At 33.7% G+C, this 23,511-nt stretch carries 22 protein-coding genes; 13 read left to right on the top strand and 9 right to left on the bottom strand.

Features of this window, described 5'->3' with window-relative positions; all coding sequences use genetic code 11:
• Positions 1–40 precede the first annotated feature (40 nt).
• The 4 genes from SB689_RS13805 (at position 41) to SB689_RS13790 (ending at position 4,167) form a co-directional block, all read left to right on the top strand.
• Entirely contained in the window at positions 41–2,182 is a 2,142-nt protein-coding gene (locus tag SB689_RS13805) for a M3 family metallopeptidase (protein WP_410692716.1), read from the top strand.
• A gap of 10 nt (positions 2,183–2,192) precedes the next feature.
• On the top strand, positions 2,193–3,041 hold the full coding sequence (locus SB689_RS13800; protein WP_410692715.1) for a hypothetical protein: 849 nt from the start codon (positions 2,193–2,195) through the stop codon (positions 3,039–3,041).
• A 2-nt stretch (positions 3,042–3,043) separates the two neighbouring features.
• Positions 3,044–3,469 (top strand): hypothetical protein, encoded by a 426-nt coding sequence (locus SB689_RS13795; RefSeq protein WP_410692714.1) that lies wholly within the window; start codon positions 3,044–3,046, stop codon positions 3,467–3,469.
• Between the two features lie 320 nt (positions 3,470–3,789).
• On the top strand, positions 3,790–4,167 hold the full coding sequence (locus tag SB689_RS13790) for a YchJ family protein (protein WP_410692713.1): 378 nt from the start codon (positions 3,790–3,792) through the stop codon (positions 4,165–4,167).
• A gap of 40 nt (positions 4,168–4,207) precedes the next feature.
• Here the strand turns inward: SB689_RS13790 and SB689_RS13785 are convergent, their stop codons facing one another.
• From SB689_RS13785 to SB689_RS13775, 3 genes are all read right to left on the bottom strand, one after another.
• Positions 4,208–4,708 (bottom strand): FKBP-type peptidyl-prolyl cis-trans isomerase, encoded by a 501-nt coding sequence (locus SB689_RS13785; protein ID WP_410692712.1) that lies wholly within the window; start codon positions 4,706–4,708, stop codon positions 4,208–4,210.
• A gap of 111 nt (positions 4,709–4,819) precedes the next feature.
• Complete coding sequence (locus SB689_RS13780) at positions 4,820–5,071, bottom strand: VF530 family DNA-binding protein (protein WP_410692711.1); 252 nt, start codon at positions 5,069–5,071, stop codon at positions 4,820–4,822.
• Between the two features lie 12 nt (positions 5,072–5,083).
• Positions 5,084–5,932 (bottom strand): hypothetical protein, encoded by an 849-nt coding sequence (locus SB689_RS13775; protein ID WP_410692710.1) that lies wholly within the window; start codon positions 5,930–5,932, stop codon positions 5,084–5,086.
• A 71-nt stretch (positions 5,933–6,003) separates the two neighbouring features.
• Here SB689_RS13775 and SB689_RS13770 point away from each other — a divergent pair, with 71 nt between their 5' ends.
• From SB689_RS13770 to SB689_RS13745, 6 genes are all read left to right on the top strand, one after another.
• Positions 6,004–7,098: a sensor histidine kinase gene (locus SB689_RS13770; protein WP_410692709.1), complete on the top strand. Its 1,095-nt coding sequence runs from the start codon at positions 6,004–6,006 to the stop codon at positions 7,096–7,098.
• Between the two features lie 5 nt (positions 7,099–7,103).
• A complete protein-coding gene (locus SB689_RS13765; protein WP_410692708.1) occupies positions 7,104–7,778 on the top strand; it encodes a LytR/AlgR family response regulator transcription factor in 675 nt (224 codons plus the stop codon).
• A 398-nt stretch (positions 7,779–8,176) separates the two neighbouring features.
• Positions 8,177–8,905 (top strand): intradiol ring-cleavage dioxygenase, encoded by a 729-nt coding sequence (locus SB689_RS13760; protein WP_410692707.1) that lies wholly within the window; start codon positions 8,177–8,179, stop codon positions 8,903–8,905.
• Positions 8,906–9,036: 131 nt separating this feature from the next.
• The gene (locus SB689_RS13755) at positions 9,037–9,681 is read left to right on the top strand and encodes a hypothetical protein (protein WP_410692706.1); all 645 of its coding nucleotides are present in this window, start codon (positions 9,037–9,039) and stop codon (positions 9,679–9,681) included.
• Positions 9,682–9,693: 12 nt separating this feature from the next.
• Positions 9,694–9,954 carry a T9SS type A sorting domain-containing protein gene (locus SB689_RS13750; RefSeq protein WP_410692705.1) on the top strand — a complete coding sequence of 87 codons (261 nt, stop codon included), beginning with the start codon at positions 9,694–9,696 and terminating at the stop codon, positions 9,952–9,954.
• A gap of 95 nt (positions 9,955–10,049) precedes the next feature.
• A complete protein-coding gene (locus SB689_RS13745) occupies positions 10,050–10,556 on the top strand; it encodes a hypothetical protein (protein WP_410692704.1) in 507 nt (168 codons plus the stop codon).
• Positions 10,557–10,736: 180 nt separating this feature from the next.
• Here the strand turns inward: SB689_RS13745 and SB689_RS13740 are convergent, their stop codons facing one another.
• Together SB689_RS13740 and SB689_RS13735 are read right to left on the bottom strand one after the other, a co-directional pair.
• A complete protein-coding gene (locus SB689_RS13740) occupies positions 10,737–11,759 on the bottom strand; it encodes an LLM class flavin-dependent oxidoreductase (RefSeq protein ID WP_410692703.1) in 1,023 nt (340 codons plus the stop codon).
• A 155-nt stretch (positions 11,760–11,914) separates the two neighbouring features.
• Complete coding sequence (locus SB689_RS13735) at positions 11,915–14,056, bottom strand: DPP IV N-terminal domain-containing protein (protein WP_410692702.1); 2,142 nt, start codon at positions 14,054–14,056, stop codon at positions 11,915–11,917.
• A gap of 595 nt (positions 14,057–14,651) precedes the next feature.
• Between SB689_RS13735 and SB689_RS13730 the strand changes: the two genes are divergently transcribed.
• The 3 genes from SB689_RS13730 (at position 14,652) to SB689_RS13720 (ending at position 17,392) form a co-directional block, all read left to right on the top strand.
• On the top strand, positions 14,652–15,164 hold the full coding sequence (locus SB689_RS13730; protein ID WP_410692701.1) for a YceI family protein: 513 nt from the start codon (positions 14,652–14,654) through the stop codon (positions 15,162–15,164).
• 159 nt (positions 15,165–15,323) lie between these two features.
• The gene (gene ygiD / locus SB689_RS13725; RefSeq protein WP_410692700.1) at positions 15,324–16,151 is read left to right on the top strand and encodes a 4,5-DOPA dioxygenase extradiol; all 828 of its coding nucleotides are present in this window, start codon (positions 15,324–15,326) and stop codon (positions 16,149–16,151) included.
• Between the two features lie 71 nt (positions 16,152–16,222).
• On the top strand, positions 16,223–17,392 hold the full coding sequence (locus tag SB689_RS13720) for a carboxypeptidase-like regulatory domain-containing protein (protein ID WP_410692699.1): 1,170 nt from the start codon (positions 16,223–16,225) through the stop codon (positions 17,390–17,392).
• Positions 17,393–17,590: 198 nt separating this feature from the next.
• Here SB689_RS13720 and SB689_RS13715 read toward each other — a convergent pair whose 3' ends face one another.
• From SB689_RS13715 to SB689_RS13700, 4 genes are all read right to left on the bottom strand, one after another.
• Positions 17,591–19,099 carry a S8 family peptidase gene (locus SB689_RS13715; RefSeq protein ID WP_410692698.1) on the bottom strand — a complete coding sequence of 503 codons (1,509 nt, stop codon included), beginning with the start codon at positions 19,097–19,099 and terminating at the stop codon, positions 17,591–17,593.
• A 124-nt stretch (positions 19,100–19,223) separates the two neighbouring features.
• Entirely contained in the window at positions 19,224–19,670 is a 447-nt protein-coding gene (locus tag SB689_RS13710) for a GNAT family N-acetyltransferase (protein ID WP_410692697.1), read from the bottom strand.
• Between the two features lie 266 nt (positions 19,671–19,936).
• Complete coding sequence (gene hutH, locus SB689_RS13705) at positions 19,937–21,424, bottom strand: histidine ammonia-lyase (protein WP_410692696.1); 1,488 nt, start codon at positions 21,422–21,424, stop codon at positions 19,937–19,939.
• 118 nt (positions 21,425–21,542) lie between these two features.
• Positions 21,543–23,240, bottom strand: coding sequence for a T9SS type A sorting domain-containing protein (locus SB689_RS13700; RefSeq protein WP_410692695.1), 1,698 nt, complete (start codon positions 23,238–23,240; stop codon positions 21,543–21,545).
• Between the last annotated feature and the right edge of the window lie 271 nt (positions 23,241–23,511).

The raw sequence follows: 23,511 nt of genomic DNA, 5'->3' as shown, positions 1-23,511 counted from the left end.
TAAGTTTTTAATATCTTTATACTTTAATAACAACTAATTTATGAAAAATATTACATCGGTATTATTAATTTCTGCATTAGCATTTAATTACTCTTGTACTACAATGAAAAAAACCGATAATCAACAGGAAATTCCTGTACCGGACGCTTCTCTTTCATCAAATCCTTTTATGAAAAAAAGCAAACTTCAATACGAAGCTCCCGAATTTGATAAAATTAAAAATGAACATTTTAAACCAGCTTTCGATTTTGGATTAAAACAGCACGACGCTGAAATTTTAAAAATCGCCAACAATCCTGAAGCTCCGACTTTTGAAAACACCATCGTTGCTTTAGAAAAAAGTGGTGAAGTGTTGAAAAGAACGGTTATTGTATTTTCAAACCTTACAAGTGCGAATACCAACCCAACTTTACAGGCTTTAGACGAAGAATATGCTCCTATTTTTGCAGCACATTCTGATAAAATGTATTTAAATGATAATCTTTATAAAAGAATTAAATCAATCAAAGAAGATGGTTTAGACCCTGAAAGTAAAAGATTGGTACAGTTTTACAAACAAAACTTTGAAATTGCTGGAGCGAATCTTTCTTCTGCGGATAAAGAAAAATTAAAGCAGGTAAACCAAGAATTGGCTTCACTTTCTACTCAATATTCAAATAAATTATTGGAAGCTAGAAAAGTAGGTGGCGTTTTCTTTTCTGATGCAAAAGAATTGGACGGACTTTCGGCCGACGAAATTGCTGCTGCGGCAACCGATGCAAAAACTGCCGGAAAACCAGGTCAATATCTTTTAGCTTTACAAAATACGACTCAGCAACCTTTATTGCAAAACCTTACCAACAGAGCAACGAGAGAAAAGTTATTCAAAGCTTCTTGGTTAAGAGCTGAAAAAGGTGATGGAAATGATACCAGAGGAACTATTGAAAAACTGGCAAAATTAAGACTTAAAAAAGCTCAAATTTTAGGTAAGAAAAGTTTTGCAGAATGGAAATTGCAGGATCAGATGGCAAAAACACCTGAAGCTGCGACCAACTTAATGAACCAAATTGCTACCCCTGCTGTAGAAACAGCAAGACGTGAAGCGAAAGATATTCAAGATCTTATTGATCAGCAAAAAGGAGGTTTTAAGGTTGAGCCTTGGGACTGGAATTTTTACGCTGAACAGGTAAGAAAAGCGAAATTTGATTTAGATGAAAACCAAATCAAACCTTATTTTGAAATCACAACGGTTTTAGAAAAAGGAGTTTTCTTCGCTGCTGAAAAATTTTATGGACTGACGTTCAAAAAGAGAACAGATCTTCCGGTTTATCATCCTGATGTGGTAACTTATGAAGTTTTCGATCATGATGGAAAATCTATTGCCATCTATTATCTGGATTTCTACACAAGAGATTCTAAAAACGGAGGTGCCTGGATGAGTAATTTCGTTGAGCAGTCTTATTTATTGGGAACAAAACCTGTTATTGTAAACTGTTATAATTATCAGAAACCGGCTCCGGGAAAACCTTCATTGATTAGTTTTGATGATGTTTCAACTATTTTCCATGAATTTGGTCACTCAATTCACGGAATGTTTGCAAGTCAGAAATATCCATCGCTTTCAGGAACAAATGTACCGAGAGATTTTGTAGAATTTCCTTCTCAAATTAATGAACATTGGGCTTTAGATCCAACTGTTTTAAAGAATTATGCGCTTCATTACGAAACAAAACAACCCATTCCACAAGCTTTAGTTGATAAAATTAAAAAAGCAGGAACATTCAATCAAGGATATATGACAACAGAATTGGTTTCTGCTGCTGAACTTGATATGGATTGGCATACTGTGACGAATGAAAGTCAGTTAATCCCTGTTTTAGACTTTGAAAAACAATCGTTAACGAAACACGGATTTACCTTAGCAACTGTTCCACCAAGATATCATACTCCTTATTTTGCTCACATTTGGGGAGGTGGATATTCAGCCGGATATTACGCTTATTTATGGTCTGAAACTTTAGATAACGATGCTTGGGAATGGATTTCAAAGAACGGAGGACTGACTAGAGAAAATGGTGACCGTTTCAGAAAATATATTCTTTCCGTAGGTAATTCTGTTGATCTGAATCAGGCATTCAGAGATTTTACAGGACATGATCCGGATATTAAACCTTTATTGAGAAACAGAGGATTTATTAAATAAAATATCATTTATGGTATTAAATATTGGCATTAAAGTATTATCCTCTTTATCCATATTAATTCTGACTTGTTTTGCGATGAAAAATAAAAAATTCGAAAGCAAGTCAGAATCTTTCTATAAGACAAAATCTGATACAATTTCCGATTCAACTTATATCGAAAGAGCCAAATGGATTGAAGAAGAAAAAAAATATTGGGATTCTACCTGTCAAGCAGAAACAAAAAGAGCTAAAGCGGACATCAGGAAAAATAAGCTTGTTTATTTTCATTACTTTGGAATGGTAGATGAGTATAAAGGGAATACAGAAATGAATGACCTTTTAAGAAAATACAATATTGATATAGATTCCGCATTATCTTATTGCACTGTTCCTTCTAACTTACAAAATTGCTATCCCCAAATAATGAGGGCAGAAATAAACCGTAAGTTCGGCTCAAAATTTATTGATTCTTTAAGAAGTGTTGCAGAAGTTCAATATATAAAGAAGTATCCTGATAAAGTTTACAGATTTGAAGAATGTGATATGCTTTCAAGATATCCCGGAGATAAAGATTACAGTGATTTTTTTAAAAATAGTGAAAGAGATTTCTGGAAAGACGTAGATTATCCCAATGATTTTGAATATCGAAAAGATAAAGACTATTACTCTCACATCTCTGCAGAATTTATTTTATATAAAACAGGAAAAACATCTAGTCCTAAAATTGATATTAAATTTCAGAATAAAAAAAACTATAAATACTCATCTTATTTTATTAATCATTTAAAAAATTTCGTTAAAAACACAAAGTGGGTTCCAGCAAAAGCAGCGGGAATACCTGTAAACAGCGAAATGGAAATAACCCTATTTTTTAAATAACAATGAAAAAAATTATTTTAAGCACATTAGTATTAGCCTTTGGAACCATTTATGCCCAGACAGCAAAGCCACAGGCAAATAAAATCGACAAAAACCTTGTCGGTTTATGGAAAGGAAGTGAAAAAGATCAGCAAGTAAGAGGCATGGAAAAACTGTGGATCATGGAAAGAAAAGAAGATGGTACATTTATGCTTCTTTTCACGACAGTTCAGGATTGTAAGGTTAACCAACAGGTGGAAAGAGGACAATGGTGGATTGAAAATGGCGACTTCCATGAGCTGCATTTCAATTCTGGTCAAACGGATGTTTACACCTATCAGGTTACTGATTCTTTACATGTAAAATTCAGATCCAAAGAACAATCTATGACAATGGCAAGTGATGAATACACTTTTGTAGATACAAGAATTGAAGACGAAGATCAATAAAAAATAATAGGAAAGCATTCATTTGGATGCTTTTTTTGTTTTTAAATGGTGGATATTTTTTTTATTTCCCACAGATCGCACAGATTTTCACAGATGTTTGTGTTATATTTTATTGTAATTAAAAAGATTATGCGCAATCATCTGTGAAAATCTGTGCAATCTGTGGGAGAAATATTAATTTATAAGTTTTGGCTAAAGCCAATTGGAATTAATTTATTATTTAAACGGGCTAAAGCCCGTTCCTACTGATACAAGGATTTGTGTTATTAATGAAAAAATATTCGTGTAAATTTGTGTTTTGAAAATTAAAATTAGAAAAAATGAACTGTCCCTGCTGCTCAGGAAAAACCTACGAAGAATGTTGTAAACCTTATCATACAGGAGAGAAGAATGCACCTACCGCAGAGGCTTTGATGCGTTCAAGGTTTTCGGCATTTGCTATTCCCAATGGAAAATATTTAATGGAAACAACATCTCCAAGCAAAAGACAATTTCATAATACAAAAGATTTGCAGGAATGGGGAGAAATCAATGAATGGACAAAACTGGAGATTGTGGATAAACCTTCAATCAGCAAGGTTGAATTTAAAGCTTTTTATACTGACGAAGACGATCAAAAGCAGGTTCATCATGAATTATCAAAATTCAAAATGATTCAAAACCGTTGGTTTTATGTAAGTGGAGAATTTTTAGAATAATATAAATGTCCGATAAGAAATCGGACATTTATATTATATTTTAGTGAGCTTCGTTTCCGTCAACTCCGTGAGCATGACCGTGAGACAATTCTTCTTCTGTCGCAGGACGTGTATTTAAAATTTCTACCTGGAAATCTAAAACTTTCCCAGCCATTGGATGGTTAAGGTCTGCCACAACAAATTCTGGCGTTACCTCTACTACAAATGCCTGGAAATTATTTCCTTCATTATCAGATAAAGGTAAAATAACTCCTACAGGAGGAATTCCAGCTTCTTTAAACATATCTATTGGCAATTGAGCAATAGCATCCGGTTGTTTTTCACCGTAAGCTTCTTCCGGCTGAATTACAAAAGCTGCTTTATCACCAGCTTTTAAACCATGGATATTTTGTTCAAACTTAGGAATCATCATTCCCATACCGTATAAGAATGTAAGTGGATTTTCGTTTGTTGTTTCTTCTACAAGAATTTTACTTCCATCCTCTTCGATAGTGTGAAGTATGTACTTTACAGCTACAACATGATTGTTTTCAATTGTCATATTTTCTCTTTTTTTCGTGAGCTTTTTTCACGATTAACGGCACAAATATACTATTTTTGAAATTATTGACCGAAGAAATACTTTTAAAGAAGTATCTAAAACCTAGCGTTTTTAGTTTTCACTTTTTGGTTCGTTCTTCTTTTTCTGTCTTAGCACATAAAGATAAAGGCTTTCAACTTTTGTTCTTGCCCAATCTGTTTTTCGTAAAAATTTCAGGGAAGAATTGATGCTTGGGTTATCGGTAAAACATTTAATATTAATCTGCTGTCCCAATTTCTCAAATCCATCGTAATATTCTACCAATTCTTCAAGAATAGCATCGAGTCTTTTTCCGTGTAAAGGATCTTTCGCTTTTTCGTGCATAATTTTCTATTCTTAATTTTTGTTACTATTATTTTTGTCAGATTTCTCAATACTCTCTGCCATTCTTTTAAAATCTTTTTCTTTTATAATAACCAAATTGTTGGTTTTATTTCTCCAGATGCTTACGAAGTCTTTAGAAACTACAAAATAATCTTCCCAATTGGTGAATTTATAGTAAAGCATTAAGGTACAAATATCAGTAGGCGTTATCGTCTGGTGATTCTCCAAAACATGAGAGTGAAGTCCGGAAATTGCATTTTCCATTTTTTCCTGTTTCATGGCCTGAATAATAATTCCCTTATGGAGTTTTTCTATATTTTTCACTTCGTTTTTATCATTAAAACTGATCAGATAATCATTTCCAAAAATGACAATATTGTCCACCGAAGGACCCGTAACTGCATACACTTTCTTAACATTATTTTTATCAATAATAGGGATTAAGTTCATACTCGTATTATTATATTGCTGAAAAATGGTATCAGTTTTTACTTTTTCGTTCGCATTTTGTCTGATCGTGAAGTAGTCTAATTCTTTCGTTGTAAAATCTCTTTCGTTCATATCTATCTTTGCATCTCTCGGATTATAATTCGCAGGAAACGCAACTGTAGCTAAAACTTTACTCTTTTCAGAAAAGAAAATACATTTTGGAACTCCGCCATCAATGTAAGAAAAGTATCCTTTTACATTTTCCATCTTATCATAATTCGCCTTCAAAACATCGGTTCCGTACCAACTCGCCATTTCACTTCGATACAATTCAATACCCTCTTCCTGTATTTCCTTTGCTGTTGTTTTTAAATCCTGAGCATTTATTAATGTTCCGATTAAAGCAAAGAAAACGACCCATAAATTTTTCATATCAAGTTTGTTTCAATCAAAAGTAGCATTAATATTCTCAATATTCTTTAAACTTTTTATATTTTAGTTTAATGAAAAAACTATGGCCGCATATTATACTGATTCCATTGCTGTTAACTATACCTATAGTTTCTTCCCCGGATTTTGACGGTACATTGTCTGTTTTTAGGGTTTCTCCTTTTCAGAGAGAGTTTATTCGTTTTGTTTTAATTATTATATTTTTCTATTTAAACTTACTTATTTTTCTTCCTAAATTTTATAGTAAGAAAAAATATTCAGCTTTTGTTGTCTGTGTGGTGATAAGTTTTATCATCATGGTATTTTTACCTTATTATCTTACTTCCGAAAATTTGTTGAATTCACAACAGACTTCACCGATGCCGATGCCTCAACATGAAATGTTTCCACCAAATGGAAGTATGCCACCACCGCCAATGGATGGACAACAGCCATTTCAAAATTTTGGACACAGAAATGACGGTTCTTATTATCAGATGATCTTTTCTTCTCTCCTACCCTTTTTATTTTCTTTCTTATCATCACTTTTTATTTATCGAAACAATGAGAAAAAAGAACTGGAAAGATCAAAAGCCAAAGCCGAATTATTAAATTTAAAATATCAACTGCAGCCTCATTTTTTGTTTAATATTTTAAACTCTATCTACTCATTAGCTTTATTAAAATCTGACGATGCTCCCAACGGAATTTTGAAGCTTTCGAATGTGATGCGATATGTTGTTCAGGAAAGCAGTAAAGATTTTGTTGAACTAAGCAAAGAAATTGAGTATTTAAAAGATTATATCGCACTTCAATTAGTGAGAACAGACAGCAGTTTAGATTTTACCTATACTGAAATCGGTGAAACAAAAGATCTTAAAATTGCACCTTTTATCTTGGTTAATTTTATCGAAAATGCTTTTAAATATGGCTTTAATGCTGCCGAAAATTCGAAAATATCCGTGAAAGTGATTGTTCAGGAAGATATATTAAGTTTTACGGTTTTCAATAATGTTGTCAATCATCACATTACAGATGAAAACAGTTTAAAAGTTGGTTTAAAAAATACAATTGAGCATCTTAATCAGGTTTATGCTGACAAACATACGCTGACAATTACGAACAATGTCTTGACTTATGAAGTTGATTTAAAAATTAATTTAACCTAAAAAATATGATAAAAGCCATCGCTTTGGACGACGAAATTCTTGCCCTGAAAATCATTGAGAATTATGCCGGAAAAATTGAAAATCTTTCGCTGGAAAAGGTTTTCAATATACAAAGTGATGCTCAGAAATATCTCAATAAATTTCCTGTTGACCTCATTTTTTTAGATATTGAAATGCCATCCAAAAACGGGTTGGATTTCTATAAAAACATTTCCCAAAACACAAAAGTGATCTTTACGACTGCCTATTCTGAATATGCGGTTGATGCTTTTAATATTAATGCTGTAGATTATTTATTGAAACCGTTTTCTTTTGAAAGATTCAGGTCAGCTGTAGAAAAAGTAAAGATTAATACAGAAAATGATGAGGTAAAATATCTTTCTATCCGCGCAGATTATAAGCTTCATAAGATCAATTTTAATGATATTCTGTTGATTGAAGGGTTGGATGATTATATTCAGATTCATTTAAAAGATAATTCTAAAATTACGGCACGTTCTTCCATGAAAAATATTATGGAAAAGCTTTCTGAAAAGGATTTTGTACGGGTTCACCGTTCTTATATCGTTCCTGTAAATAATATTAAAACTATTGTTAATCGTAATATTCATATTGGGGATTTTATTATTCCGATTGGGGAAACTTATAAAGAAGAAGTGATGAGGATTGTGAATAAATAATTCTCATCTGGAAAAGATCTAATAATAGAAATAGATTGAATGGGCGACAAAAACTCTAGCCCTGATTGTAGAGAAAATCCTTTTTTGCAAAAAAAGATTGTAACGAAAAGCAGGAAATAGCTCCTGAAAAATGGGTAATAAATAATGGGTAATGAGTAATAAAACCCCGTTGAGATTCTTCCTTCGTCAGAATGACAATCACATTGCTAATACGATGCACAAAGCATATACTAATTCTTAACGTTTCTTAAAAAATCAGTATTTACCGACACATTTCATCCGTTTACCTCATAAATTTTCGGGAAGGGTATTTTGAAAATACATTTGGGGTATCAAAATTGAAAAGATAACAGAGACAGACTTTATCCCTTTAATTTTTAACCTTAAAAACCCGTATTATGAGAACAATGAATAGAAAGTCCTTTTTAAGAAGTCTGGGTTTAGCGGGCGTAACAGCAGTTGCAGCTCCTCTTTTGATCCATTGTGGAAGCGATGATGACGTTGTAGATTCTTCCGGTACCTCATCCGGATCATCTACAGGATGTTCGGTAACCAATTCTGAAACAGAAGGTCCGTTTCCTACAAAAACGCCATCAAGTTTGGTTCAGAGCAATATTATAAGCGACAGAACCGGAGTTCCTTTTACGATTGCCATTACAATTCAGAATGTTAATGCGAGCTGTGCCAATTTACAAGGTGCTCTTGTGGATATCTGGCATTGCGATAAAGACGGAAATTATTCCGAATATGGCGGAACAGGAATGCAGTCGACCAACTACACATCATTTCATTTTTTAAGAGGAAGACAGACTACGGATGCTAATGGTAAAGTGAATTTTACCTCTATTTTTCCGGGTTGGTATAATGGAAGAGCGACTCATATTCATGTTCATGTTTATAATGCGGCGGGACAATCGCTTTTGGTGACGCAAATTGCGTTTCCGGAAGCAAGTGACAGTGCGGTTGTGCAAGTAGGCGCAAGTACCGGCTACAAGGGCATGAGCGGATATACTTATAATTCGAATGATAACGTGTTCAGTGATGGAACCTCCAATGAAATGTCCAGTATTTCAGGAAGCGTAAGCGGAGGTTTCGCTCTGACCCATACCATAAAAGTTTCGGCTTAAGTTTAGAGGTTGTTTAATTAGTTTCCACAAAAGCACAGGTTTTCATCGATAGAAACTATATATGTGAAGTGTTGAAAATCAAAAGCAGATGTTGATCTGTGCAATGTGGAGATATTTAAAATCAGGAAATTATGTTAGTTCAAAGCCCGTCAAGAATATTTAAATCAGATCTTTCTGTTTGGAAGAAAGAAAATTCATCTGCTTTTAATGAAATAAGTTTCAGTGAAGAAAATTATAAGCTGAGAAAAGTTTCTGAAATCGTTTTAGATAAAAACGGAAGCTATAATTTTGAATATAAAGAGAACTGTACTATTCTGATGATCGTTCTGTACGGCGAAATTGTAATTAATGATTTTGAAAAACCTATTTCAGCAGAACAAATTTTCACTTTAAAATCAAGTGAAAGTAATTTTTTAACCTTAAAAAATAATCTTCCGAGCGAAAAAGCAGATGTTTTGATCTTGGAATTAAAAAGTAAAACATCAGAAAACTCTTTCTCGATTGAAAACTTGAATTTGAACGAAAAAAATACATTAATTCAAATCTCGAAAAACTTAGAATGTCCGAATTTCATCGGATTATATGAAGGCAGAAAAGAGCAGGAATATTCTTTATATGAGAAAGGAAAATCAATTTTCGGAATGGTAATTAATGGTGCTTTTGAGTTTCAAAACAGATTAATGGAAACCAGAGATGCGATCATTCTCAACGAAATTGAAATATTGGAATTTGAAGCTTTAAGTGAAAATGCACTTATTATATTATTCGAAGTCTGATAAAAGCTCAATGTGAAAAAAAATTACCCAAATCCCTTTCTTAGTGAAATTATTTTTCCTCTTGTTTTAAATGAAAGAGCGGTTGTAAGTATAGAATTAATTGATGAAGAAGGACAAGTTGTTAAAATACTTAATGAGCAGGAACTTTTAAAGGGAAAACAGGAAATTAAGGTCACTAAAAATCAATTAAAATCCGGTATCTATTCCGTGAAAATTATAATAGAAAATTCTAAAGGAACATCTATAGAAAATACTAAAGTTGCCATTCATTAGTATACTTTAAGTGTTAGATATTTTTTCATATCATTTGTGTTTTGTACCAGGGCAGGCATGGAAAACTGCCCTGATTTTATTAAAAATTTACTCTCATGAAAGCAAAAATAAAACTGGCATTCCGAATTGTAATCGATCAGAATTCTACGATGCCCTGGGATAAATATGTTTTTGAAGATACTTATTTTGAGTATAAAATTCAGCATCAGGTTTTTGATGACAAAGAAGATTCCGTTAAAAATTATTGGGAACTTTTGGCTAAAAACTCACACGCAGAAAGAATACCTTTTTTGTTGAGTTCATCGGTGGTTAATTATATTTCTCAGCTTAATGGCGAAATCAAAAGTCTTCCTGATGTTTTGGGAAATACTTTTTTCCCTGTTGAAAGTTTCAAATTAGACCTCATCAGTTCAAATACAGAAGATCCGTCAAAACATAAGATCGGACTTACATTTTACACCCCAGAACTGGCATTAATTGATATTATCGACAATAAATATCTTTTAAGTAAAAATAGTAAGCCCGAAAATGGCTTTGAGACTTTCATGTTCTCTTTTCATCCGCAGGTATCAATCGCTTACTACAATGCGGATCTCGATTAATAAACTCGCCATATTTTTGGCATTTTTATAAGATGATTTTAAGAAAAACCTCCGTTGAAAATTTCAACGGAGGTTTTGTTTTTTATTAATTGTGGATAAATATTGTTGAATACGTAATTAAACAATATGTATGACAGGATTATATCCTGCCCTGGGTTAAGTCGCCCCTTTGGGGCTCTTTTAATTTTGAACAGCAGGTTTTACCTTTTCACCAAACAGTTCAATAGATTTCATCATGACATCATGAGTCGGATCGCCGACATCCATATGACCGATAAATCTTGTAATTCCGAAAATTTCTTTCATGTATGCAATTTTATCTGCAACTTCAGCCGGACTTCCGATGAATAAAGCGCCATCTCTGTTTCTTCCTCCGTCATACTGCGCTTTTGTATAAGGTGCCCAACCTCTGGAAGCTCCGATTCTGTCCATCTGAGATTTATAATTATTAAAATATCCATCTACAACATTTTGATCATCACTTACAAAAGTGTGTGAGTGAATCGCGATCTGCATTTTAGATACGTCATGCCCTGCTTTTTGATATTCCTGCTTATAAAATTCAATTAAATTTTTAAACTGAATCGGCATTCCACCAATGATCGCAACTACTAACGGCATTCCTAATTGTGCAGCACTTAAAACCGATTGTGGTGTTCCTCCAACAGCTCTCCAGATCGACAATTTGCCATCATTTTTTGCTCTTGGATAAACGGTTTGATTTTGCATCGGCGCACGAAGCTTTCCGGACCACGAAACATTTTCTTCTGAATTTATTTTTAATAATAATTCTAATTTTTCATCGAAAAGCTGTTCGTAATCATTCAAAGAATATCCGTACAAAGGAAAAGATTCTATGAAACTTCCTCTTCCTACGAATATTTCTGCTCTTCCGTCTGATATTAAATCTAACGTTGAAAAATCTTCATATACTTTTACAGGCTCGGATGAACTTAAAACCGTTACCCCACTCGCCAATTTTATATTTTTTGTGATACTTGCAGCCGCAGCCAAAACAATCTCAGGTGATGAAACCGCATAATCGGGACGGTGATGTTCTCCCATGGCAAAAACATCAATTCCAACCTCATCCATTAATTTTACCTGCTCAAGAATTTCACGGATCTTTACACCTGCATCTCTATATTTTCCGGTTGTCTGGTCAAAAGATAAGTCGCCAAACATTCCTATTCCTAATTCCATATTTTTTGATTTTTAGATAGAACAAAATTACGGATATCAATATTCAAAAACATTGATCGATGGTAAGAACGGTTGTTGTTCTTTTATCTTAATTCAAAACTATTTCTAAATATATTCAAATAAAAAATCCAGCCGATAAGACTGGATTTCAATATTTATTTCTTTAAATTCTGATCAAAATAATCGGTTACTTTCTGCATCAAATGCACTCTGTCTTTTCCGATTACGTTGTGTGGATGTCCAGGATAAACAAAATAGTCTAATTGTACTCCGTTATCAACTGCAGATTTAATGAATTTGATCGAATGCTGCCAAACCACCACATCATCCTGCGCACCATGAATCATCAATAATTTACCTTTTAAGTTCTGAACTTTATCCAATAAATTAGCTGCTGCATATCCTTGCGGATTTTCCTGTGGCGTATCCATATATCTTTCGCCGTACATGATCTCGTACATGCTCCAATCGATCACCGGACCTCCTGCAACACCTACTTTGAAAACTTCAGGATGACGAGTCATGAAACTTGTCGTCATAAATCCACCGAAGCTCCATCCGTGAATACCCAATTTTTCTGAATCAACGTAAGGAAGAGATTTTAGATAATCTACCCCTTTCATCTGGTCATTCATTTCGGTTGTTCCCAAGTTTCTGAAAACTGCCTGCTCGAATTTCATTCCACGGTTGGCAGAACCTCTTCCGTCCATTGTGAAAATGATGTATCCGTTTTGCGCCATATATTCGTACCAAAGATTTCCTGAGGCAGGGAAAGTATTTGTTATCAATTGTAAATGTGGACCGTTGTACAGATAAACAATTACAGGATATTTTTTGTTCGGATCAAAATTCGTTGGAAGGATGATTTTACCGTATAAAGGTGTACCGTCATCAGCTTTTAGGTTTACATTTTTAATTTCAGGTCTTTGATAATTTTTTAATGTATTTTCAGCTGTAAGAATATTGTCGGATTTTAATGTATTTGTATTAATGATGTTCGCAACTTTTGGGGTGTTGGCATTGCTGTAAACATCATACAGATAATTCCCATCACTGCTTAAAACTCCTGTGTGAACACCTTCTGCGTTGTCTAATCTCTGTAATTTAAAGTTCGTCCAGTTGATTCTGTATAAATGTTTTTCCAGAGGAGTTTCTTTCGTGGAAGTGAAATAAATTTCCTTTTTCTTTTCATTAAAACCTAAAATATCCGTCACCAACCAATCTCCTTTAGTAATCTGAGCAACCAATCCTTTTTCTAAGCTATAGTGGAATAAATGATTGTATCCCGTTCTCTGACTCTGCCAGATGAAGTCCGTATTAGAATTAGGGAAGAAAGTTAGCGGATGTTGTGGTTCAACATATTTACTGTCTGATTCTTCAAATAAAGTTTTCACTAAATCTCCTGTAGCAGCATCATACTGATTCATTTTCATATGATTCTGGCCTCTATTTAATACTCCAACAAAGATGTATTTTGAATCCGGACTCCAGGTAATTGCAGTTAAATATTGATCTTTCTCACCTTCCACTTTCAGGAAAGTCGTTGATTGGTTTTTAATATTATAAACACCCAACGTAACTTCGTGAGACTTTTGTCCCGCCATTGGATACTTGATGTTGTGATTTACCGCAGGAGTTACCGACCAATCGATCACAGGATAATCTGCAACCATCGTCTGATTCATTCTGTAGAACGCTACACTTTCTGAATTGGGAGAAGGGAAAATTCCCGTGTCAATCCCGAATTCATTTCTGTGAACATTGGCAGCACCGTTAAGAATATTTTCGTTAGAGTCATTCGTTACGGCAATGACTTTTCCATTTTTATTAACAAATAGATTATTTTTTACTGTGTACGCAAAAGTCTGATTATTGCTAAACATTTTTACGTTGGCAGCATCTCCATCCAAAGATGTTGAGCTTTTCACTTTCCAGTCGCTTCCGGATTTATCAACCCAAATCATTTGATCATTCGCGTTAAAGTATCCTTGAGATTTACTGATAAATTTGATTTGCGGAACTGCTTTTAATTTTTTGTCTGAAAAACTTCTGTTCAACTGCGTCAAAGAAACCAAAGTATCTTGCTTTGCCGTCTTTAAATCTGTGATCAAATATCCGCCTTTCACTGCCTGAATGTAAGATTTACCATCTCCAGACCATGAAAACTGCGAGATGTTTTTCACCGCTAAGTTCGTTCTCAAGCCGTTTACAGCCTCCGCCATCGTGAATTTCTGAGTCTGGGCAAAAACTGATCCGCCCAAAACTACCATCAATAAAGAAAATCTATGTAATTTCATTGTATAAAATTGAATCCATCAAAAATAAGAAATAAAAGTTAACCGTTAAGAAATGTTAAATTAGATTTAATAGTTTTTGGTTGATTGTTGTTAGTTTTTGGTTTTTGGGAACTTTGTCAGCAATGGTTATTCGGTCTCTTTGTCATTCAGAGCGGAACGTAGTGGAGCGTGGAATCTAAATTTACATTGTATTTATAATTGTTGAGATTCATGGCGGAATGACAAACTGTATGGTGATTGGTTATAAATATTTTGATGTTTTGAGATTGCTTTACTTCGACAGGCTCAGCACAGGCTTGCTTCGCTCCCCGTAAAGACAAATCGTAATGATGGCGACCAATACCCTAGCCCCGATTGCAATGAAAATCCTTTTTTGAAAAAAAAGATTGTAGTGGAAAGCGGGAAATAGCTCCTAAAGAATAAGTAATGAGTAATTGGTAATGAGTAATAGATTTCTCCTTCGTCGAATGACAGGTTGTAATATTAATTTGAAGTTAAAATTGTTGTCATATTTATTTCTTATCCTACGTCAATGATTTGTACCTGTCCCTTATCCTAAATTTGCACTATAAATAACAATAAAAAATATATTACAATGGCAACAAAATGGAACCTAGACCCAACACATAGTGAAATTACTTTCAAAGTAAAACACATGATGATTTCTAACATTAAAGGTAACTTCACCAACTTCACTGCAGAAATTGATGCTGATGATGATACTTTCGCTAATGCTAAAACGACTGCAACGATTCAGACTGATTCTGTTTCAACTCATAATGCAGATAGAGACAATCACCTTAAATCTGCTGAGTTTTTCAATGCAGAAGCTAATCCTACAATCACTTTCGATTCTCAAGCGTTGAATGGTGCTGTAACCGGAAATTTAACAATCAACGGAATTACAAAACCAATCACTCTTGAGGTAGATTTTAACGGAATCAATGTTGATCCATGGGGAAATACTAAAGCTGGTTTCTCTTTTGAAGGGAAAATCAACAGAAAAGACTTCGGATTAAACTGGAATGCTGCTCTTGAAGCTGGAGGTGTAATGGTAAGCGAAGATGTAAAATTAGCAGGAGATTTACAGTTTGTAAAACAAGCATAATAAAACGGATTTTGGGGAGCCCCGAAGGGGCGACATATTCAAGAATAGGATGCAATCCTATTAAAATAAAAACACCTCAAACATCCAAAAAATTTAATCATAAAAGGTTCAGGGATTTTCTAAAAACCTTGAACCTTTTTTCTTTTTTAATATTATAGTATGAACCTCAACGATCTACAAAACATCAGTGACAATTTTCAAAGTACACAAAGAATGCCTGTTTTATTTCTTGGGCACGGTTCGCCGATGAATGCTATTGAAGAAAATCAGTTTGTACAGGGTTTCAGAAAAGCCGCGACGGAAATCCCGAAACCGAATGCTATTTTGTGTATTTCCGCCCATTGGTATACACAGGGAACTTTTGTGACGGCAATGGATATGCCGAGGACGATTCATGATTTCGGAGGTTTTCCGAAAGCGTTGTTTGATGTAGAATATCCCGCTCCCGGAAGTCCTGAATTAGCCAAGGAAACAGCTGAACTTTTATCTCCTATCTTGGTTGAAGAAGATCATAATTGGGGATTGGATCATGGCGCTTGGTCTGTTATCAAACATATGTATCCTAATGCAGATATTCCTGTAATTCAATTAAGCATTGATTATACAAAACCTCCGCAATATCATTTTGAGTTAGCTCAAAAATTAAATAAACTCCGCGAAAAAGGTATTCTTATTATCGGAAGCGGAAATATTGTTCATAATTTAAGATTAATCGACTGGAAAAATATCGATACCGTTGGAGCCGGCTGGGATTGGGCAATCGAAGCCAGAGAGAAAACCAACAATTGGCTTCTGGATGGCAATTTCCAACCTATTATTGATTATCAAAAACAGGGAACGTTTTTACAGTATGCTGTTCCAACTCCGGATCATTATTTACCGTTGATCTATACATTAGGGTTGAAAGATAAAGCAGAAAATTTAGTTTTATTTAATGATGAATTAATTGGCGGTTCGTTGAGTATGACAAGTGTAAGAATCGGTTAAATTATTTTCATCCATCGAATATTTAATAAAAACTTTTTTTATCACTATAAATATAGTAATATTGTTTTACCATGAAAAAAACGATATTACTATTTCTATTTTTACTACCTTTTTATAGTGTATTTGCTCAGATCATTAAAGGTACGGTCGTGAATGATGCCGAACAGAAAATTGCCAATGTCAATATTTATCTGGACGGAACAAAAATCAGCACTACTTCAAAAGAAGATGGTAGTTTTACTTTAAATTTAGCTTCACAAAACATAGGAAGTCTGGTTTTTCAAAAGGAAAATTATGAAACTTTTACAACTAAGCTTTCTGAAGTTATCAATAAAACATTGAAGGTTGTTTTAATTAAGACCAATACGATTGAAGAGGTCAGAATAATTCCTTATACCGAAGAAGCCTACAAAAATTATATCTATTATTTTCTTGACACATTCATTGGTTCGGATAGAGAAAATGTGAGAATTAAAAATCAGCGATCTTTAAAATTTGCCTACGATAAAGCTAATAAGATCCTGAAAGTAAAAGCTCCACAGACTTTAGTTATCGAAAATAAAAATTTAGGCTACGAAATACAATACAATCTCATCAGTTACTCTGCGGATTTTGAATCTAAAATGGTCAATTATTCAGGGACAAGTTTTTTTAAAGAAACAAAAACTTCAGACAAAGTAAAACTTAACAGGATGAATGCTTTTGACGGAAGTTTACTGCATTTTTTCAGAAGTATTTATAACAATAAGGTTTCAGAAGACGGATTTATTGTGAATAAAGTCGTAAAATTCCCCAATCCGAAATATCCAACCGAAGAAGAATTAAAAACATTGAAAAACTTTTCAGAAATGATGAAAAATTCAAAAAATATGAATATTCCCGAAGATATGAGTGATATTCTGAGACGAAAAAATAATGAAAAGCCTTACGCACTGGCGATTACAAAAACAAAAATCCCTGATGCTGATTATGTAAAAAGATCGGGTGAAGAAATCCTTTTTAGCTTTGCAGACATGCTTCAGGTTAATTATCCCAAATATTTTTTTGAAAGAAAAGGAAAAGATTTTGTTAAAAATACCACTCCTGTAATTTTATCTTCTTTTTTACATCCCGAAGGTGAAACATTTGAAGTTTCAAAAGACGGAAACATCACCACACCCGATCTACTCATTACTGAAGGAGATTTTTCAAAAAATAAAATTGAAAATATGCTTCCTTTAGATTATCAGTTGGGGGATTAATTTAAATCAGTAAAAAATTTAACCACAAAAGTTGCAAAAGATCTTATTCGTGTAAATTTAAGTTGATCAAAGTTCATAAAAGTCAAAGATTTTTCAAACTTATGTGCTCTTAATTTACAGTAAATAATCAACTTAAAAATATTTAAGTATTATATCTTTTGTCTCTTTTGTGGTTAAAATTAAATTTTCAGTTAAATCTTATTGAACAGCCTGTAAAACATTAATATTTCCATAACCGTAATCTGAATTCGGACTTGGGTAATAGGTTGCCGACTGTCTCATTTTATTCAAAACCTGATCTCTCGTCCATGATGGATTTTTAGACCAAACTAATGCTGCAATTCCAGCTGTAGAAGCAGTTGCGACAGAAGAACCTCCAACATAATCGGTTTGTGCATTGTAATAACTTAGAACCGGAATATTGTTTCCAGAAGCTCTTTCCATTTGGTACGTAAAATCAATTTCAGCTCCTGAATGGCAAACATCACATTTCTGATTAGATGTATTTTCCTTCACTCCGGTTATTGCTTGTGTTTCAGGCATCCAGGCTGGGAAAATAACCCCGACAAAAGTAGTGAAGCTTGTAGAAGTTCCGCCTGCACAGAAAATTAGTTTTCCTTTTGAGTAAGCATATTTCACTCCATCTTCAATTTTACCCACTGAAAAAATATGTCCCATTGACATGGAAATAATCTTCACACTGTTATTATTCGCTAATTCTGTGAAAGCTATTTTCACTCCGTTTTGCTCGTGATAACCATCCAAAACAACGTTGGTTGCTGCACGGTAAGCGATTAGATTTGCGTTGTAAGCTACTCCAACAGGTTGTCCTTGGTTATTTCTTGGAGCTGCCATTGCAGAAGCCATGCTTGTTCCGTGTCCGCACTGATCGTTTGGCCCATCGTAGCCTGTAGCCCATGGCCAGACAGAATCTACATGCACACCAACTTTACTGATTGTTCTGCCCGATGATAATCCATTATTAAAACTGCTTCCCAACAGACTTTGTTCAGGAGAAACTCCGGAATCGATCAAACCAATCGTCACACCAGCTCCTGTACTGTAGCTCCAGGCGTTTGTAATATTATGTTTGTAGAAAGACCACGGTGCTTTTGCGTTGGGAGTTACGGTTGTATAGTCAGCAGCATTTAAGGCCGTTGATTCAAATCCGCATCCTGAAGAACTTCCACTAGATTTTGCGGTTCCGTTTAATTTATTTTCGTTTTCGAAATAATGATAATCGGCAGGCTCCAGATAACGAATGTTTTTCATTTTACGAAGAGCGATCACAGTTTCCTGCTTTTCAATCGCAACATCAATCTGATTCAAATATTTATCAGCATTAAGTAAAACTCTGCTCTTTTCCTTTCCCTCATATTTCTCGACAAGCGCTAGAATTTCGTTTTGAATTTGTTCATTATCAGAAGACAGGCTTCGGTCAAAGTCGTCTTTTGAAGAACCAAAGCCAATTGAAGCTACTTTATTTCCTTGAAAAATAGCACTCCAGACAAAATGGTCGGAAGATTTCGCCCATGAGAAAGATCCGGTACTCTTAATAGACTCATTAATTTTACCGTTAATTTGTTTTACATCGAGAGGATCTTTTTGAGCAACCTCAATTTCGGTTACCTGATTCTGAAGTTCGTCCCTGTTACATGAAACCGCCACAAAAAGCAGAAACATCACATAAAATACGTTTTTTTTCATATAAATTAATTTTTATTTGGTAATACAAGATATCACTTTCTCTTGAATTACAGTTCGTTAAAAATTAATTTCCCATGATTTTTACATTAATTTTACTATGCTAAAAATAATATAGGGCTATGATTTACAATGTTTTTTCGTAGCAAACGCTTTTATCAATTCCGATGTATTGTCCATAATTCGGAATTCTTTGATAACCGCTTTTTTCGTATACAGAAAGTGCTTCATTTTGTTCTAAAGAGCTTTCCAGAACAGCTTTTTTATAGCCAATTTCCTTTGCCCAGTTTTCTAATTCTTTTACGATTGTTCCTGCTAATCCTCTTTTTCTAAAATCAGGATGGGTGTACATTCTTTTGATCTCAACTGTATCGTCTTCAAATTTTTTGAAAGCGCCGCAAGCTGCAGGATTATCATCTATATAAATAACGATACAGTTTTTGATCATATCAATTTTGTTGAATTGATCGTAGAATGCATGATCTTCACCGTTACGAATAGCCAAATCGGCATCAAGAAGCTTTACAAGATTTTGAAAATCTATGTTCGAGGAATCTGTTTTTGTTATTGTCATCGTGTTGTTTTTACTTTTACAAAAATAATGTTTTTTTATACTCCCACAGATTTCACAGATTTACACAGATGTTTGTGTTTTAAATTTCTCGGAATTATTTATGAGAATATTAATAATATTTGTCTTAAAATATTATACAGATTTCTTTCATGTTATCAATTATCAATAAAAATATGCGTAAACATCTGTGTAAATCTGTGAAATCTGTGGGAAACAAAAAAGCTCCCTTTTTCAAGGAAGCCTTCATATATTTTATGTTTGAAAAATTAATTCACAACAAATTTTCTATCATTAATCAATTCAGCAATTGCTAACATATCTTTTCCGATCAATCTGTCCTCTTCTAGTTTAGCAACTTTAGAACGGATGATGGCAAAGTTTTCTTCAATGATTTTAGAACATTTTGCAGGTCTTCTGAATTCTAATCCTTGCGCAGCAAACATTAATTCAACAGATAAAATATTCACCAAATTTCCAAGAACCTGATTGAATTTTCTTCCTGAAATACTTCCCATCGAAACGTGATCTTCCTGACCCAAACTTGTAGGAATTGAATCTGCAGAAGCAGGGAAACACAATGTTTTATTTTCTGTAACCAACGCCGCAGAAGTATATTGAGGAATCATAAAACCTGAATTTAATCCTGAGCTTTCTGTTAACAATCTTGGTAAACCGTATTTTCCTTCCAATAATAAGTAGCTTCTTCTGTCAGAAATATTTCCTAATTCAGCCGCAGCTAATGTTGCATAATCTAAAGGCATCGCCATTAACTGTCCGTGGAAATTTCCTCCTGAAATTGATTCTTCAGCACTTAAAACAATTGGGTTATCTGTAACAGAATTTAATTCTGTATTCGCCATTAATTTAAGGTGTTCAAAAGCATTTCTACTTGCTCCATGAACCTGAGGAACGCATCTCATTGAATAAGGATCCTGTACACGTTCACATTCTTCGTGAGCTTTCATATTTTCAGAACCTTTCAGAAATTTAACCATTCTTGCCGCTACTTTTTTGCTTCCTTCAAATGGTCTGATGTCATGAAGTTCCTTTTTGAATGGGCTTTCAGAACCTCTGTAAGCTTCCAAACTCATTGCAGCCGTCAGATCAGCAAGATCCAACAGATATTCGAATTTCTCTAAACCTTTGATTGCATGCGCTAAGATAAACTGAGTTCCATTAATTAATCCCAAACCTTCTTTTGGGCCTAAAGTCAACGGTTCAAGATTATGTTTTTCTAATATTTCAGCAGTTTCGAAAATCTGATCTCCTTCCCAAACCTGTCCTAAACCTAAAAGTGGTAAAACCAAGTGTGATAAAGGAGCCAAATCTCCCGAAGCCCCAACAGAACCCTGCTCAGGAACTACAGGGATGATATCTTTTTCCAACATCGTGATCAATCTCTCGATTACCTCCAAAGAAACTCCCGAAAAACCTTTTGACAATGCATGAACTTTAGCAATGATCATGATCTTTGAAAACTCTTTGTCAATCGGTTTTCCTACGCCTACCGCGTGAGAAATAATTAAGTTATATTGTAATTGTGCTGTTTCGTCAGCAGAAATTTTGGTATCGCAAAGAGGTCCAAAACCTGTATTGATTCCGTACACGCATCTGTCGGACTCTACAATTTTCTGAACGTTTTTCTGTGATTTTAAAATTTGATCTTTTGAAGCTTTATTAAGTTTCGCTTTTTTTGGATTTTTGCAGATTTCCAATACGTCATGGAAACTGAAAACATCTATCCCGTATATCATTGTCTTAATTTTGCTTAAAATTACACATTTAACGATAACTGTAAAAGCTAAATTTTACTGAAATTATTATTCCTGAAACTGAATGATCAACTATCCGTATTTTCACTCAATATCTTTCTTACTTTTTTATAATTTTATATGAATTACTTATCTCTTTATTATAAATTTTCAGAATATAATTTCCTGAATTTAAACTCCTTAAATCAACAACATCTGTATTACTAACACGTAATACTTCTCTTCCGCTTGTATCATAGACAATCAGAATTTCCATTTTTTCGGAGACTTTTATATAATCACTCGAAGGATTTGGATACACTAAAATATTATTCTTTTCTTTATTTGATACCTCTTCATTTACAGATAAAAAGTTTACTGTAATTGGAAATTTAGAAAACCAGACATTTGTATTATATGGTGAAGCAACTAAAGCATAAGTATCTGTCCAGAAACTAATAATTTTATTATCATTTGTAACAGATAAAGACGTATTTCTAGCATCAGAATAAAGTTGATTAGATCTTAAAACATAGGTAGGATTGAAAAGATTCATCCCTATAGAATTAATGAAAACTATATAAAGACTAAATTGCCCTAAATGTGTAGGTATACCTGCATAATGATAACCATTAATCACAAAATTACCATCTTGTACTTTATTCATTGCCTTAACATATGCCGGAATTGGGGTATATTTCACTGTATTTCCTGCTCCATCTGTTTTAATCATCCAGCCAGAAGAAAAGCCTACCGGATTGCCGGTATTTCCGAAAAAGACATAATTATTATCACTTGTTTCCTCTGCAAATAATCCCTCATCTTTGATACCGTCACTACTTGAGCCTGACATATAATATTTCTTCCACGTCAATGATCCGGCAACTGATACTTTAGCAAAATAGGCATTGTAATTTTCATAAATAATTCCACTAGATGCTGTATAAGGAAAATTTTCTGTCCCCGTTATAATATATCCATCATTAACTATTTTTACATCATTAGCAACATTTAACTGCTGAATATCGGAAGATTCTATTGCAGAATTCATGAGTATATTCTCATTAATATCAAGTTTAAACAAGAATCCTTTATTTTTACCCGCCACCGTATTGCCTGAGTAATCTCCATCAGCTGAGCTGGAATTCACAAGTACGACAAAATTATTATCATTTATTTTTTTTAATTTCGCTGATGTCTCATCTAATGATCCCTGCAAGAGTTTTTTCCATACGATATTTCCAGCCTCATCAATTCTTATTACCCATACATCTTTACCTGTACTTCCTGCATGAGCAAAATCAAAATCATTAGAATTGGTATTTACAGCCATTACATAGCCATTTGTTACCGGTATTATCTGGACATTCGATTCATCTCCTGATCCGGCGATAGATTTGTTCCAGATCATATTTCCATTAATGTCTAATTTTGTCACCCACAAATCATTATTGCCCCGGTTTGTAGTGAAAAAATTTGTATTGGATTTTGACTGGGATAGTAAGATCATTCCTCCATCATTTGAATTGATGATGTCTAATGGGACATCATCATTATTTCCTCCAAAATTTTTTTTCCATAAATAGTTTCCATCTGCATCAATTTTTGTTAGAAAAACATCTTTTGTACCATAATTTACAGTAATATCTCCGTTATTACTAAGCGTACTTCCTGTAAAAACATAATTGTGATCTACACTTTCTATATGCTTAATAAAATAGTCATCACTTGTACCTCCAAAAGTCTTTTGAAAATCAAAGACCTGGGCTTTGAAGGAAAGGCAAAAAAACAGAACTCCTAAAATTATTTTTTTTTTCATAAAATTTCAATTTTCAGGTTATAGTTATTAAAAGTCATTTTTAAATGTTGTTTGAAAAGTACAGGACTTCTGATGATCAAAAATTTATGGAAAATCTGCACTCTTGGCAATATTCACAATTCATGATTTGATTTGTTTTAGTAGATTTCCAATACGTCATGGAAACTGAAAACATCTATCCCGTATATCATTGTCTTAATTTTGCTTAAAATTACACTTTTAACGACAACTGTAAAAGTAAAATTTCGGGCAGTATTTATTTTTCAAAACA

It is taken from the genome of Chryseobacterium sp. SIMBA_038, assembly GCF_046535115.1.
Taxonomy (GTDB): domain Bacteria; phylum Bacteroidota; class Bacteroidia; order Flavobacteriales; family Weeksellaceae; genus Chryseobacterium.
The sequence above is the reverse complement of the archived record's forward strand: the minus strand, read 5'-3'. Positions and strand labels throughout refer to the sequence as shown.